The 16,224-nt window shown below is 38.7% G+C and carries 9 protein-coding genes; all 9 read right to left on the bottom strand.

Annotated features, from left to right (window positions below; all coding sequences use genetic code 11):
- Nucleotides 1-7: 7 nt before the first annotated feature.
- A complete protein-coding gene (locus PMAN_RS06165; RefSeq protein WP_006792808.1) occupies nucleotides 8-247 on the bottom strand; it encodes a glutaredoxin family protein in 240 nt (79 codons plus the stop codon).
- Nucleotides 240-2,357: a bifunctional 23S rRNA (guanine(2069)-N(7))-methyltransferase RlmK/23S rRNA (guanine(2445)-N(2))-methyltransferase RlmL gene (gene rlmKL / locus PMAN_RS06160; protein WP_010556422.1), complete on the bottom strand. Its 2,118-nt coding sequence runs from the start codon at nucleotides 2,355-2,357 to the stop codon at nucleotides 240-242. The genes PMAN_RS06165 and rlmKL overlap by 8 nt, the downstream gene beginning before the upstream one ends.
- Nucleotides 2,358-2,447: 90 nt before the next feature.
- On the bottom strand, nucleotides 2,448-2,978 hold the full coding sequence (locus tag PMAN_RS06155; RefSeq protein WP_010556421.1) for a cell division protein ZapC: 531 nt from the start codon (nucleotides 2,976-2,978) through the stop codon (nucleotides 2,448-2,450).
- Between the two features lie 122 nt (nucleotides 2,979-3,100).
- A complete protein-coding gene (gene pyrD / locus PMAN_RS06150) occupies nucleotides 3,101-4,111 on the bottom strand; it encodes a quinone-dependent dihydroorotate dehydrogenase (RefSeq protein WP_010556420.1) in 1,011 nt (336 codons plus the stop codon).
- 120 nt (nucleotides 4,112-4,231) lie between these two features.
- On the bottom strand, nucleotides 4,232-9,073 hold the full coding sequence (locus PMAN_RS06145; RefSeq protein WP_010556419.1) for an NAD-glutamate dehydrogenase: 4,842 nt from the start codon (nucleotides 9,071-9,073) through the stop codon (nucleotides 4,232-4,234).
- Nucleotides 9,074-9,281: 208 nt separating this feature from the next.
- Nucleotides 9,282-11,603, bottom strand: coding sequence for an efflux RND transporter permease subunit (locus tag PMAN_RS06140; RefSeq protein ID WP_006792813.1), 2,322 nt, complete (start codon nucleotides 11,601-11,603; stop codon nucleotides 9,282-9,284).
- On the bottom strand, nucleotides 11,603-12,598 hold the full coding sequence (locus PMAN_RS06135; protein WP_010556418.1) for a WD40/YVTN/BNR-like repeat-containing protein: 996 nt from the start codon (nucleotides 12,596-12,598) through the stop codon (nucleotides 11,603-11,605). Before PMAN_RS06135 ends, PMAN_RS06140 begins: the two co-directional genes overlap by 1 nt.
- Before the next feature lie 128 nt (nucleotides 12,599-12,726).
- Entirely contained in the window at nucleotides 12,727-14,091 is a 1,365-nt protein-coding gene (locus PMAN_RS06130) for a DUF1329 domain-containing protein (protein WP_010556417.1), read from the bottom strand.
- A 13-nt stretch (nucleotides 14,092-14,104) separates the two neighbouring features.
- Nucleotides 14,105-16,201 carry a DUF1302 domain-containing protein gene (locus tag PMAN_RS06125; protein ID WP_010556416.1) on the bottom strand — a complete coding sequence of 699 codons (2,097 nt, stop codon included), beginning with the start codon at nucleotides 16,199-16,201 and terminating at the stop codon, nucleotides 14,105-14,107.
- Between the last annotated feature and the right edge of the window lie 23 nt (nucleotides 16,202-16,224).

Raw genomic sequence — 16,224 nt, 5'->3', positions numbered from 1 at the left:
AATGCTCTTAATCTGCCAGTGCTAAAAATATTTGCACTTGTTCTGCAGTAAAAGGCCAAAACAATTGTTGGCCATGTTCATTTTTTAAAACAGGAATACTTACCTGATATTGCGCAATAAGCTGTTTGTCAGTCATTATGTCTGTTAACAATAAACTGCCCTCGCTCATTAATAACGGTGTTATTAATGCGTGGGCTTGTTCACATAAATGACACCCTTCCGTATGGTATAAAGTCCACTTAGCCATGGGTAATTAACCAGCTGTTATGAATTTTTTTATTACGCTTAAAGTCTGGTGAGAGTGTTTTCTCAGAAATATTAACGGCTTTTAAACCTAAACCAATCAATCCAACTTCATCCATAACAAAGCCACGTTTGTTGTTAGAAAAAATCAATGTTCCAGACGGGCTAAGAATTTTTTTAACCCAAGTAAGTAACTTAATATGATCGCTCTGGACATCAAACGCATCTTTCATTCGCTTTGAATTTGAAAATGTTGGCGGATCAAGAAATATTAAATCATATTGCGCAGTCGCATGCTCTAGCCATTTAAGGCAATCTGCTTGCTCAAAACGATAACGCGTGTTGCTAATATTATTTAAATCAAAATTATCTTGGCCCCATTTTAAATAGGTTTTGGATAAATCAACTGTGGTTATAGCCTTTGCCCCACCAATGGCTGCATGAACTGAAGCACTTCCTGTGTAGGCAAATAAATTTAAAAAACGTTTGTCCTTGACGTTTTCTTGAATGTAGCGACGAACTAAACGATGATCTAAAAATAAACCCGTGTCTAGATAATCAAATAAATTAACCTTAAATTTAGCACCAAACTCTTCAACAACCATAGTTCTATTTTGCTTAGCCATAGGGGTGTATTGCTCTTCACCTTTTTGCTTTTTGCGAACTTTTACGGCTATGTTTTCAGGTGCTATGTTTAGTTGTTGCGCTGTTAAGCTAATGACGTCCTGAAGGCGCTTATCAGACACCTTTTCATCTATTTCTTTCGGTGCCGCGTACTCAAAAATTACAGCACTGTCGTTATATACATCAACCGCTACATTGTATTCTGGAATATCAGCATCATAAACGCGATACGCGTCGACTTTGTTTTGCTTTAACCAATTTTTAAGGCCTTGTTTATTTTTTTTAAGACGGTTAGCAAACGACATTGAACCTTCATAATTAAGGGCTTTTTTGTCATCAGTCGTCAAGCTGACTTGCTTGTCATCTAGTTGATATAAGTTAAGCTCTACATCTAATGGACCATTTTTAAATTTATAACGTTTTAATTTAACAAGCTTTAAAAGTTTAAATAAACTCTCATCCATGCCCAATAACGCCAGTTTCCAATGGTTAAAATGCTTTTTAAAGCCGACACCTAAATTACGGTGTAAATCAACTAACTCAGCCATAGAGCCAATACGTTCACCATAAGGCAAATTTGAAATAACCACACCTGGTAATTTAGCTACTGCGGTTAACTTTGTTGCGTCGCTTTGCTTAAATTTAATTATGTCATCAAGCTCGGCACGCTTTGCATTATCAATGGCTTTACTTAATACCTGAGCATCGTAGTCGTGGCCTATTAACCAAAGTTTCGGGTCGGTTATATTTGCAAGTAGTTCTTCTTTTAACGCTTTAAATTTTGCCACTCTAAAACTAGGTAAACGCTCAAAAGCAAAGCCTTCACGAAACAAACCTGGCGCTTCATTACGTGCCATACCTGCGGCTTCTATTAAAATAGTACCCGCACCACAACATGGGTCAAACAGAGGTTGTTTAACGTTATCTAGCCATCCGCTGCGTTTAATAATTGCAGCCGCTAAATGCTCTTTTATCGGCGCTTTACCTTGTCCCTGTCGGTACCCACGTTCAGATAGTCTTGGTCCTGAGTAGTCAATATATAAAGAAACACCGTGACGATTTAAACGTGCAACAACACGAACATTGGCATCCTGTTTATCAACATTAGGGCGTTGCTCATACAAATCATTAAAGTAGTCAACAATAGCATCTTTAATTACTAAACCTGAAAACTGTGTATTCTTTAACGAATCATTAGTACCGTTAAAATCTACAGCAAATGTTTGCGTTGGGCCAAACCATTCTTGCCAAGGTTGAAAACGAGCAAATTTATACAAGCTATCTTTATCATCAACGCCTTCTTTTTCTTCGATAAGCATAAGCACACGCGTTGCAAAACGGCTTGATAAACAAACCTTTTGCGCTAGTAATGAGTCAGCCTCAAAACGAACAGAACCAACAGTTTGCTTAGACACAGCAGCGCCAAGTTCTGTTAACTCATCAACCAATAAATTTTCGATTCCGATAGAAGTAAGTGCGATAAATTGCAAAGTAGTAACCCTTAATAGCTAATTGCGCAGGATTATACCATAGGTTGAGGGACAAACACGCCATAACACATGCTTAATAGCGTAAATTACTTAGGCAGTTTTAAATTTAAGTTGCTGAGTTAAGATAGGATGAACGCGATTATTTAGAATTTTGATAGCTTCAAATTGAGCAAGAGATAAATTTTCGTCTAATTGAAAATACTCGCTTAAATTTAAGCAAACCGAGGCATCACTACAGTGATCGACAATCAAAAAGTCGCCCGTTTGCGCCTTAGAGACTAATTTAACGACTGCTTCAACACTTGGTTGGCTGCCGGTATATTCATTAAAAAACCAGCTTTTTGCTAGCACAGGTTTTAAATGAAACTTAACCGCTGTAGCATTTAATGCTATTTGACATATTTGTGCACCAGACCAGATTTCAAACCCGTCCAGATAATTATAAACTTGTTCGTAAAATGCAGCATCTTCTAAACTAAAGTTAGGGTTTTTGATAACTAAATCTGTTAGCTGCCTTATTTTATAAGGTGTGCAAAGCTGCATTTCATCGTTCAAATCAAGTAATAAACGATTTTTATTAGGACAAGCAATCCACTGCCATTGCTTTGATGCTTGTAACATTTGCTCCTCCTTGTGGGCTTTATTAAAAATAGTATCAGTTCAAAGTATAACTGCTTTTGACCATTTTATACATAAATGCTTAGAACATTTATCGAACGATCAAAAGCTTAGATAACTGATCCTTATAAGCCGTTTACGATCGATTTTACCAATTCAGGGCCTTTATAAATAAAACCTGTATAAACTTGGACTAAACTAGCACCCGCATTAAGCTTCTCTTTAGCTGAATTAGCATCATCAATTCCGCCAACACCAATAATAGGTAACTGGCCTTTTGTTAATCGTTTTAATTCACTAACTACTTCTGTAGAACGTGTTCTTACAGGGTGTCCTGATAAACCACCGGCTTCCTCAGCATACTGCTGACCGATCACATCACTTCGTTCTAGTGTTGTATTAGTTGCAATTACCCCGTCAATTTTATTGTTTAGCAGTGATTCACTTACCTGTTCGATTTGAATAGGATCAAGATCCGGCGCAATTTTAACAAGCATAGGAACTTGCTTATTATGTTTTGAAATTAAATCTAGCTGCTCATTTTTAAGACTTTGCAATAAATCATCAAGTGCAGCACCGTATTGTAAATCTCTCAGGCCGGGTGTGTTTGGTGAAGAAATATTCACAGTAATATAAGAGGCATGCTCAAAAACTTTTCTCATACAATGTATGTAATCGTCTTTACCTTGCTCATTAGGGGTATCTTTATTTTTACCTATATTAATACCTAATATGCCGTTGTAATTTGCTGCTTTTACATTACTAATTAAATTATCAACACCTTTATTATTAAAGCCCATACGATTAATAATAGCGTTTGATTCTGGCAATCTAAATATACGGGGTTTATCGTTACCTGCTTGCGGGCGAGGTGTAACAGTACCCACCTCTATAAAACCAAAACCCATTTGGCTAAATGCATCTATGCACTCTGCATTTTTATCTAAACCTGCAGCTAAGCCAACCGGATTTTTAAATTCAAGACCTAAAAAGTTAACGGGCTTATTTGCTACAGATTGCGACCATGCGGCACTCAAAGGCGTATTAGCAAAGCGGCTTAAATTATTAAGAGCAAATTCATGTGCCCACTCCGCATCACGGGTAAACATAAAACGGCGAGCTAAATCGTAAAACATGAATATATTCCTCTTTAAATTACAGACAAAAAAATACCTCAGTCAAGGCTGAGGTATTATATAACATTTTTAATAATTAGCTTATTACTTAGTTAATAAATAATAATGCGCAAAATTATTTTATTTTGCTGGTGTATCACAATTGTGACTCAATAGCATTAGTTCACGCAATGCCACTGAGAACTTGGCAAAATCATGACTTTGCGACGTTTTAAATTCAGCCAGCATTTGCTTCCAACGAGTAAGTAATAATTCCTGCTTATCCATCCACTCATCAATTTGGTAATCAACGTCTTTTTCATCTGCTTCAAAGCTATTTAAAACAACCTGAGCCAATGTTCGTTGCTGCCAATCTAACTCTTCACGATATGATGAACGGGCCAACGCTTGCCAATGGTTAGCAACAGGTTGGTTAGTTATTTGATCTAAGAACCAATGTAAGCCCATTCTTGCACCAAGCTTAAAGTAAGTATTAGACACCATAGCAATGCCTCTACGCGAATTATTAGCAATTTCTGCTAAGTCCATCACCGAGAACAAGCTAGATAATGAAACGATGCGCTTAGCTATATCTAATGGTACTCCACTATCTGTTAACTTAGTTGCAGCTTCATCTATGCGAGCACTTTCCTTTTCAACAATATAAGTGTTCAAGTTATCACTCAAATCACTAAATGTTGGTGAGAAGTACTCAATACCTTGCTCAATCGTTTGTGATTTATTGCGATGACGCAAGAACCATCGAGTTGCTCTGCGAACAGTTCTACGAAGTTGGTAAAGCATTTCTGTCTGTACTGCCGCTGGAATTTTATTATCTAAAGCGCTGATTGATGACCACGTATCACGCATTTCAAAAATTTCACTGGCAATTGAGTAACACATCGCAATTTCTGCTTCGCTTGCACCTGTTTCTTCGTGCATACGAACCATGAAATTTAAGCCCATGTCATTAACAATATTATTAGCAAGTTTAGTCGCTATAATTTCTTTACGAAGTGGGTGATTATTCATTGCGTCATTAAATTTCTCACGTAGTGGACGTGGGAATGATTTAACTAGTAATTGGCGATAATACAGGTTTTCTGTAATTTCATCCGTTACAAGCGAATCTTTTAACACCATTTTAGCGTATGAAACTAACACTGAAAGCTCAGGACGCGTTAGATCTTTGCCTGATGCTGCTCGCTCTGCTAACTCTTCATCACTTGGAATAAACTCTATCGCACGGTCTAATTTGCCATCTTTCTCAAGGGCATGAATAAAGCGGATCTTTTCCTTAAGTGTCGATGTACCACGAGATTGCGTGATTGAAATTGTATGTGTTTGACGATAACAGTCTTTTAATACCAATTCTGATACTTCATCAGTCATAGAATAAAGCAGTTCATCACGCTGCTTAAGTGTTAAATCACCTTCAGCAACTAAACCATTAAGTAAAATTTTAATATTTACTTCATTATCTGAACAAGCAACGCCGCCAACGTTATCAATAAAGTCAGTATTTACGCGTCCGCCTTGTTCAGCAAATTCTATGCGTCCAAGTTGCGTAGCACCTAGGTTACCACCCTCACCTAGTACTTTAGCACCCAATTCTTTACCATTTATACGTAGCGCGTCGTTTGCACGGTCGCCTACGTCAGCATCGGTCTCTTTTGTGTGCTTGATGTATGTACCAATACCACCATTCCAGAGCAAATCAAACTCCATCATTAATGATGCTTTCATCAACTCATTTGGTGTCATGCTTGCTTTTTTAGTACCCAGCATTTTTTTCATTTCTGGGCTAAGGGTAATCGATTTTGCAGCTCGAGAGAAAATACCACCGCCGGCTGAAATAAGATCTTTGTTGTAGTCTTCCCACGAAGAACGAGGCATATTAAATAAACGTTCACGCTCTACATACGATTTTGAGGCATCAGGATTAGGGTCTACAAATATATGCATATGGTTAAATGCAACTTGTAAACGAATGTGCTTAGACAGCAACATGCCATTACCAAATACGTCTCCAGCCATATCGCCAATTGCAACTACTGTAAAATCAGTAGTTTGACAGTCAATATCCATCTCACGGAAGTGACGCTTAACAGACTCCCATGCACCTTTAGCGGTTATACCCATTTTTTTATGGTCGTAACCTACAGAACCACCCGATGCAAAGGCATCACCAAGCCAAAAGTTGTACTCATTTGCAATACCGTTAGCTATATCAGAAAACGTTGCTGTTCCTTTATCAGCAGCCACTACTAAATACGCATCATCTTCATCATGACGAACAACATTACTTGCTGGCACTATTTCACCACGTGCAATATTGTCAGTGATATCTAATAAACCTCTAATAAATATTTTATAACACTCTTGGCCTTCTTTAATAAAAGCATCGCGCTCTGATGGTAGCTGCTTACATACAAATCCACCTTTAGAGCCAACAGGTACAATTACAGTGTTTTTAACTTGTTGCGCTTTAACTAATCCCAAAACCTCTGTTCGGAAGTCTTCACGACGGTCCGACCAACGTAAGCCACCGCGAGCTACCTTACCAAAGCGTAAATGTACGCCTTCAACACGAGGCGAATAAACAAATATTTCAAAAGCAGGTAGCGGTAACGGTACGTCAGGGATCAAACTAGGTTGTATTTTAAATGATACGTATGATTTAAACTGGTTCTGAGCGTCTTTTTGGTAGTAGTTAGTGCGCAGCGTAGCCACAATCATATCTACGTATAAACGTATAATGCGGTCATCATCAAGATTGGCTACGTTTTCAAGCTCAAGGTAAATTTGTGCTATTAACTTGTCCAATGTTTTAGAACTCGCAGGGCTCTTCACAGAAAAGCGTTTAGCGAATAAGTTAACGATTTGAGACGCAATATGTGGGTAGTTAGCAAACGTACTTTCAATATATGTTTGAGAAAAAGTAACACCAATTTGGCGCATGTATTTAGCATAAGCACGCAAAATAGAGGCTTCACGACCCGTTAAGCCGCCCATTAGCACTAAACGGTTAAAACCGTCATTTTCTAAACGGTTATTCCATACATTGGTTAAAGCCGCACGAAAACGAGCAGACACCTTATCAAAATCATCCATCCCTTTACTGGCAATCAGCATAGAGAAATCCATAATCCAATTAATTCGGCCATCACTAGTTTTAACCGAATAAGGTGTTTCACCTATTACACGTAAACCAAAGTTTTCTAGCATTGGCATTACATCTGATAAATGAATTGGCTCATCTTTATGAAATAAGCTCAAACGGACAATATTTGTATTCGCCTCTTCTTGAGGGCGATAAAAAAGCATCTCAAGTTTGTTTTCTTCACTTAATAGCTCTAGTTTTTCAATATCAACTACTGCGGCACTCGGTAACACTTCATCTTTGTATGAACGGGCAAACGCGTTACAATATTTACGGTTTAAATCATTTCCACGCGCTTCACCTGCAGACTCTAAAAGCGCAGATTGTAGTTTGTCTTCCCAAGTACGGGCAGCTTCTATTAAATTATTTTCGATGTCTTTCACATTAAATTCGATATTGTTGTCAGTCACACGAACAGTGTAATGAGTACGTGCTAGTGTTGACTCGGAGAAGTAAGTGGTAAATTCGACTTTTTCGTCAGAATTAAATGCATTGCCTAAAATATCTTGAGTTTCCCTGCGCAGGGCTGTGTTGTAGCGCTCGCGAGGAACATAAACCATACAAGAGAAAAAGCGACCATAGGCATCTTTTCGCACAAATAAGCGACACATATCACGCTCTTGCACTTGTAATACACCGGTTGCAACTTCAAGTAACTCATTTTCGCGTGCTTGTACTAACTCATCACGCGGGTAAGTTTCTAAAATATTTAATACCGCTTTGTAAGCGTGTGTGCCTTTTGCAAAATCACACATATCCATTATGCGAGTAATTTTGCTTTTTAAAACAGGAACATCAGCAGCACTATTATTATAAAAATTAGATGAAAATAAACCAATAAAACGGTCTTCACCAATAACATTCCCTTCATCATCAAAACGTTTTACACCAACGTAATCAATATAAGCGGGACGATGAACACGAGACTGTGAATTAGTTTTAGTTAGGATCAATAAATTACTGCTGCGTGCTTCCTGGCGAGCCACCTCAGGTAACTCAGAAAGCAAGCGAGTATGCTCTTCAGTAGAGTTTTTTAACAACCCTAAACTTGTATCCATTTTACCTTTAAGCTGATAGTCCCCCTGAACAGGACTTAACTCGTATTCACGATAGCCCATAAGGGTGAAATTATCGCTAACTAGCCAATCTAAAAATTCAACGGTTTCTGCCACTTCACTTCTATTTTTGCCGTGGCGGCGCTTAGGTAGCTCTTTACTTACTTCAATTAGTTTTTTTCTTATTGGCTGCCAGTCTTCAACAGCTACAGACACATCAACAAGTACGGATTCTAATTCTTTTTTGAAAGACTCAATGGCAGACGAATCTGTTTGGCGATCAATTTCTATGAAAAAAACTGTTTTTGTAGATGTAGATTCTTGCTCTGCTTTTAAATTAGATAAACCTGAGATTTTAGCGCTGTCATCGCGTTGAATTTTAAGTGGGCTATGAAGTAATAAGTGAGAGGCGATATTTTCACGAGTCATGGCCATACGAACAGAATCAACTAAAAACGGCATATCTTTAGCAATAATTTCTACGATGGTATGTGATGACTGCCAGCCATCTTTTGCCACTTCGGGATTGAAAACGCGAATAACGGCGTCGTCAGTAGTATTTTTTTCTAGCGAATTCCAAAGGCTGAGTGCAGCACCGTATAAGTCACTGTCGTTTCGATTTGCCAAATCCTCTTTAGACATATTGCTGTACAAGGCTTTGGCGAATTTCTCAACGAGTAACACATTATCAGCGTGAACTTTTTTCTGGATAAGCTTACAGACATTATCTAGGATAACCGAGGCTTGGCCTTCATTTCGTGTCATTGTATGTTCCTTAATCTATTACTGCTCAAGAGCAGGAATTTGTACAGCCATTTATTAGTGTGGAGTCAGATAAATTCTAACCCTTTTACAGCTAATAAACAGCTTTTTCGATGAAAACATTTCAAGCTTTTCAGCTATTTGGTCATCTATTCACAAATTATAGATATAAATGGCCAATAGTGGCCATTTAGGAGCAATATTATTCACATTATTTTTTCTGGTCGGTCCACAGAAGACTTCCAATTGCAGGTAATAACAGCACTGCACCTAACATATTCACTAAAAACATGAAGGTTAGAAGTATTCCCATATCAACTTGGAATTTCAAATCTGAAAAAATCCATGTGCTTACACCAATAGCGAGAGTAATACCGGTAAATAGTACCGCACTACCGCGTTCAATGAGTGCATTACGATAAGCAATCGACAATGGTACATTTTGTTTAAGCTGCCCCATCATCGACGAAAGTATATAAATACCGTAATCCACACCAATACCTACCCCTAGGGCAATAACAGGTAAAGTTGATACTGTTAAGCCAATTTCTAGCTGTACCATTAACGCTTGTGCAAGCGTTGATACTATATAAAGCGGTAACACCACAGCAATAGTCGCTTTTACGCTTCTAAAACTCAGTAAGCATAATGCAATAACAGCACCGTATACATATAGCATCATTGGTATTTGAGCCTCAGACACTGACTCGTTTGTAGCGGCCATTACGCCGACAGGACCAGACGCTAATTTAAAGGCAAGCTTTTCTGTCCCTTCTTCATTTGCGAACTGTTTAACGCTTGCAATAACGCGGTCGATTGTCTGCGCTTTATGATCATCTAAAAAGATAATAACAGGCATCACAGAACAATCACCGTTAAGTAAACCCGTGCTTGTTTCAACACGTGCTGTAGACTGCACTAATGAAGCCGAATTACGCGGCAAGCTCTGCCATTTTAAATTACCTTCGTTGTAACCCGCATTAACAGACTGAGCTACCGAACTTAAACTAACTGCAGATTGAACACCTGCAACATTTTCAACTTTGTATTGAAAACGGCTAATGCGCTCCATTACATCATATTCTGTACATGCTGCTGGGTAAGCTTCAACTATCACTTTTAAAATATCTGACGAAATAGTGTATCTGTCCGATATTAAAAAAGTATCCTGGTTATAGCGAGCATCTTGATGAAGTGACGGCGCGCCTGCATGCAAATCACCTATCCGCATTTTATCAGCTTGCCAGTAACCTAAAGCAAATAAAACAAGCGTAAAGCCAATAATGATTTTAGCTACTTTAGGATCGGTTGCTTTTACTAATAAATCCCTAATTTTATCAAGCATATTTGGCTTGTTTGCGTCACCTGATTGAATATGAATGCTATTTTCAAATTGCATGTATGAAGCCCAAACAGGCAATAAAATTAAGTTAGTAAAAATAATAACCGCAACACCTAAGCTAGCCGTAATTGCAAGCTCACGGATAATACCTATATCAATCGTCAACAAAGTTAAAAAGCCAACAGTGTCTGATAAAAGAGCAATACCACCTGGAATTAAAAGCGCTCTAAAACTTGATTGACAGCAAACTCTCGTACTTTTCCCTTCGCTTACTTTTTTACCTATCGCGTTTATCATTTGTACGCCATGGCTCACACCAATAGCAAATACTAAAAATGGAACTAATATCGACATTGGATCAAGTCCAAAGCCAAGGCTTGAAAGCAACCCTAACTGCCATGCAACCGCAATGATCGAGCATGCAATGGGTAAGATTGTAAGCTTTAAGCTTCCACAGAACAGCCAAACCATAATAAATGTGAAGGCTATGGCAATTGCAAAAAATAACACAACGCCTTTAGCCCCTTCTGCAATATCACCAGCCATCTTTGCAAAACCGATAATATGAATACTTACTTTATCGGTACTCAGAGGCTCTCTTAACTCTGATTCGAGCTTTTCTGCAAAGGCTAACGTGTCTAACTTTTCTTGCGTTTGTGGGTCAGTTTCTAATAATTGCGCTGTTACCATTGCACACGAATAGTCGCTTGCAATCATACGACCAACAACTTTTGCTTTTTCTATATTTTCTTTAACAACGGCTAAGCCACGTTCGTTAGCCTTAAAGTTTGCAGGAATAATTGGGCCTCCGGCAAAACCATCCTCAACTACTTCGACAAATCGAGCGCTAGGAGCAAATATAGAGTTTACGAGTGGTCTGTTTACACCCGGTATAAAATAAAGCTGATCATGAACAGCTTTTAACTGAGTAAAAAATTCTGGATTGAATATGTTACCACTGTCATCACACACTGAAATTAAAATACTATTTGCACCACCAAACTGCTTTTCATGCTTGGTATACACTTTCATGTATTCGTGATTTAAAGGGATATTTTTATTAAATGAAGCGTCTAGTTGAATGTGCGTGGCTTTAAAAATAAGCAAACAAGTAATAATTGCAAAACTTATAAGCACAACTAAGCGATGTCTAAAAATCGCTTTTTCTATAAAATCTAAAATAGTATGCATTAAGGGGTCAACTCCTTCACTTTAATGCCATCTTCAGTAGCCATTACCAATTTGTTATTTTTAATCACACCATCAAGTATCGCTTTCCCATCGGCAAGTTGCTCATGAGTTAATAACCCATCCTGTAAGTGAAAAATCACCCCGCTATTTGCTAACATTAACCACTGTTTGTTATTGTAATTAATAATGCTGTTTACAGTAGCAGCTTTAGTACTTTCAAGGTGAAGCCACTCTTCTTCATCACGCTGCTTGCTGAAAACATTACCTCTAAGCCCTGCGACTACCTCTTGAGAATTATCTGAATTAAAAGCGAAGAAAGAACCTGGGTATATTTCTTCAAGACGCAGCCAAGTTTTACCATTATCTGTGCTTCTCGCTAGTAAGCCCATCTCACCAACAAGCATTAAGCCTTCAGAAGTTTGTTCAATTCGATTAAAATGTGGCAGGATTGATGCTGTTTCGGCCTCGTATCCTTCAGGATCATTGTCTTTTAAGTCGTTTAAATAATCTCTGTCTTCACTGAACAATAGAGAATCTAAAAATCGTTTTTCCCATTGTTTACCACCATCGGTGGTATGGTAAAACATGCCATATGCACCCACTGCAAAACCTTCTAATTTATCTTTAAATAGAATATCTAAACACGGCTTATCTAAAGAAGGCTTAGCCTGTTGTAATTGCCAATTATTGCCACCATCAACAGTGTTAATAATTGTGGCATCGTGCCCACATGCCCAACCGTTTTTTTCATCACTAAAATCAACAGCGGTTAATAACACTTGTGTAGGCACTAGTTCTGCTTGTTGCCACGTTTCACCATTTGTACTTTTTATAACTGTGCCATGTTTACCTACAGCAACTAATTCATTGCCTGTATTGATAATATCGGTTAATAGTGTTTTTTGTGCATTAGGCGCACTAATTGCGTTTTTTGGTGTATCTTGAGCAAAACTCGCACCGCTTATAATCAGGCTGGCACATACCAAATACTTCATAAATTTTAATCGCCTTGAACTGAAAGGAGTGTTTGTCTTTGTAAACGAGGAAAGTTTTTGCGTTGAAAGACAAACGCGATGAGAAAGGAAAAAGGCACCTAACTTAAACTTAGGTGCCTAGTTTTAATTTATCTACCTGCGCGACGTAATGCGCTAGATGTAAATTCATTATCATTAAATGATTTTGAAAAATCGTACATTTTTTCTTGGTTATCTAATCCTATAGCTAAATAACGACGTGAATTCAAATCATGATAAACTTCTAACGTACTCCACTGAGTAGGTACTTCGTAGTAGTTAAGACCGTAAGCCATTGCTACACGGTAAAGCTGATCACGGTTATCGTAAATGTCTGTTACCGTTACTTGCCAGCTATCTTCATCTATATAAAACACACGTTTTTTATAAATGTGACGCGTATCATCTTTGAGGTTTGCCTCTACTACCCAAACACGGTGCTTTTCATAACGAGTATGCTCAGGATTGATGTGGCCAGGCTTTAAAATGTCATCATACTCTAGCTTGTCACTGTGGAGCTTGTAGCTATTATATGGAACATAAAGCTCTTGCTTACCTTTAAGCGTCCAGTTGTAACGGTTTGGTGAGCCATTGAACATATCAAAGTCATCAGTAGTACGTAAGCTATCTGCTGCAGTACCCGGTGCGTCATAAGCAACGTTTGGTGCACGGCGAACACGACGCTGACCAGAATTATATGTCCATGCTTGGCGTGGCGTTAATATTTGGTCCATTGTTTCATGTACTAGTAATGCAGTACCCGCAAGACGTGCCGGTTGAGTAACACTCTGTTTAAACTTAAACAATATGTTTGAGTCTTGCAGCTCGGCAGGTGTAGCACTTGGATCAGAATATTTAACAAGTAGCTGTTCATCAAAACCAACATAGTTGTAAGAACCAGATGCTGTAGGTGCAGCTTGTCCACCAAAACGTTCGATTGACTCACCTCTAAAACGTAATAAATGGTTCCAAATTGCTTCTAAACCTGTTTTAGGGATAGGAAATGGAATACCAATAGCCGTATTTTTAATTCCGTTTCCGCCTTCAATCAATTCGGCAGTAGGCGCAAACTCTTTAGTTGCATCATAAACAAACTGAGGATATGAGGCCGAACGGCGTGTCTCATACACTGGCATTTTGAATGTGTCTGGATACGCTTCAAACAAAGCAATTTGGCCTGGGCTCAAGTTAGCTTTATATTTATCGATGTTTGATTTATCAATAGTGAAAAGCACTTTATCACTTGAAAAAGGGTCTAGGTGATGCATGCCAACTTCGTACCCTGCAGGAGCTGCAGTAATACCATTGTTCCATGCTGGAATTGAGCCGTCAGCGTTACCTGCTTTTTCGGCGCCCATTGGCGTTAAATCTTGACCTAAACGCGCTACTTCTTCAGCTGATAGTTTTGCTAAAGTAGCATTACTTGCAAACAAGCTAGCAAAAGCTGCTGCAATGAGGGTAGGTTTTTTAAGCATAATAATGTTACCCCTAAATAGAATATTTTAAATTGAAAGAAACGTAATCGCGGTCTGAGAAGGTGTTTACACCACCACCGCCCCAAAATGAGTTGTAGCTCACGTCAAGTGACCACGCATTTTGGTAGTTAAAGTTCATAGTAGCACCTAATGACTTACGATCTTCAATGAACAAGAACATCGGATCAGGTGTGTTACCATTTACGTCATGTGAAAATACAAAGCGAGGTGAAAAGTTGATACCGTTGTAAAGGTTAAAATAGTCACCCTTAGCAATTAGTCGGTAACCCCACGATGAACCCGTTGCAAACGACTTTTCTTCAGGACCATTTGAAAGACCTAAATGCAACGTTGAGTAATCTGTTGTACCTGGGCCAGTGATAACACCACTTCGACCAGTACCTGACACATTTAAACGCATTTCATCGTAATCTGGCATATCGTGAATTTTAACGGCGCCCACTTCACCTACCACAGCCCAACTGTCAGCTCCTAATGACGGGCCAAATAAATGCGTTGCAGTAAACTGAATTTGTGAGGTATCACGTTCAATATAACCTTTTGCAACTTCACCTGGACCTACAGAACTGATTGCATCACCAATACTCATTTGCGAAATACCGGCAAAATCAGGACGAATACCAGCAACAGCTAGCTGTTCAGGCATTGCTGTGTAAAGTAATTCTACATCATCAATTTGCAGAGGCTCGTCTTGTCTAAAAGCAAATTCACCTGCAAACGCAGTCTCGCCAATAGTCGTATTAAAGCTCACACCATAAAGTTTTATATCTTCAGGGTATTCATTCTCAGCTTTAGAAAATGCAACTAAGTCAGCAACATTATCATCAGTGATTTCTGTTGTAGAAATCATTGCTAAATCTTGTGCAATGGCAGCTTGAGAAAAATTAGATACACGCCCTGAAATAAGAGGACGACGGCTGTGGTAATTTACGTGGTAAAGCGCAATTTCAGTGTCATTCCACTCGGGTAAAAATATGCCTAATCGTAAACCATATTGACCACCATCATCTGGTTCAGTTTTACCGTTACCACCTTTACCTTTAAGTGCAACCTTGGTTGGGTGCGCTAGGTACATATTAGCTAGTAAAGCTTGGCCTTCTGCACTTGTAGGATCAATACCCTGAGCCGCAGCTACTTGAGCATAGGTTGCAGTTAAGTTATTTAAACTTTCAGTTAAAAATGCAACATCTATATCAGGGTTAGACGTAAAGCCTAGCTGAACATTTTGTTGGTAACCATTTTCTGCTGCAAAGTCATTGGTAGAAAAATAAGTACCTGCAGCTGGCAAGCGAGTCTCATGCCATTGGTACTGATAAAAACCTTCTAGGGTGATGTTATCAGTAATACCCAATGATGCCCAAAGCATACCAACAGGAATAAATGCTTCTTTAAGCTCAGCGCCTGGCGCTTTCAATCTATCGATATCTACAGGGTTAACATTTATACCATGAGATATAAGCGTGCTTTCACCCCAGTTAACAACTTGTTGACCAAGACGTACTGAAAGTGGGTTTTTGCCGTCGTTTAAGTCGAAATCAGCCCAAACAAATGCATCAAGTAGGCGAATGTCTGCACAGCTCTGTTCTTTTGTATCTTCATCATCACAAGGATCTACGCTTTGACCTGATGTAGGGTTTGCATAGGCAAAGTCACCATCCATCAAAGCAAAGTCATAAAAGTACATAAAACGAGTAAATAGACCGTAGTTATCTTTGTTTATTGAAAGGTCATGTGTTCCCTTTAACAGTTTGGAGAATGAATCACCGCTGTCAAAGTTAAGATTACCTGCGTCACCATTATTTGAATACGACCCAGGCTGTGCCCAAACATCTTGTGAAGAATAAATAGTATTTAAGGCTGGGTTGTAACCAGTCCAATCAAAAGCAGGGTTATTACTTTTACCTATTAAGCTAAAGTCTCTATCTTCTACACGAATACTTTGGCCGTAAGAAAAAGTTGAATCGAAGGTTATATCAAACCCTCCGGCGTCAAATGTTACAGCCTGTGAACTTGCTGTAGTTAGGGCTAAACTAGCGGCTGCTAAACCTATAGCGATTTTGTTTTTAACAAAAAGCGATCTTCTTATCATTGTGGTTCCCCCCTGTCGCGGGT

The sequence above is a fragment of the Pseudoalteromonas marina genome (genome assembly GCF_000238335.3).
In the GTDB taxonomy this organism is placed as follows: domain Bacteria; phylum Pseudomonadota; class Gammaproteobacteria; order Enterobacterales; family Alteromonadaceae; genus Pseudoalteromonas; species Pseudoalteromonas marina.
This window is presented reverse-complemented; position numbering and strand designations above follow the sequence as displayed.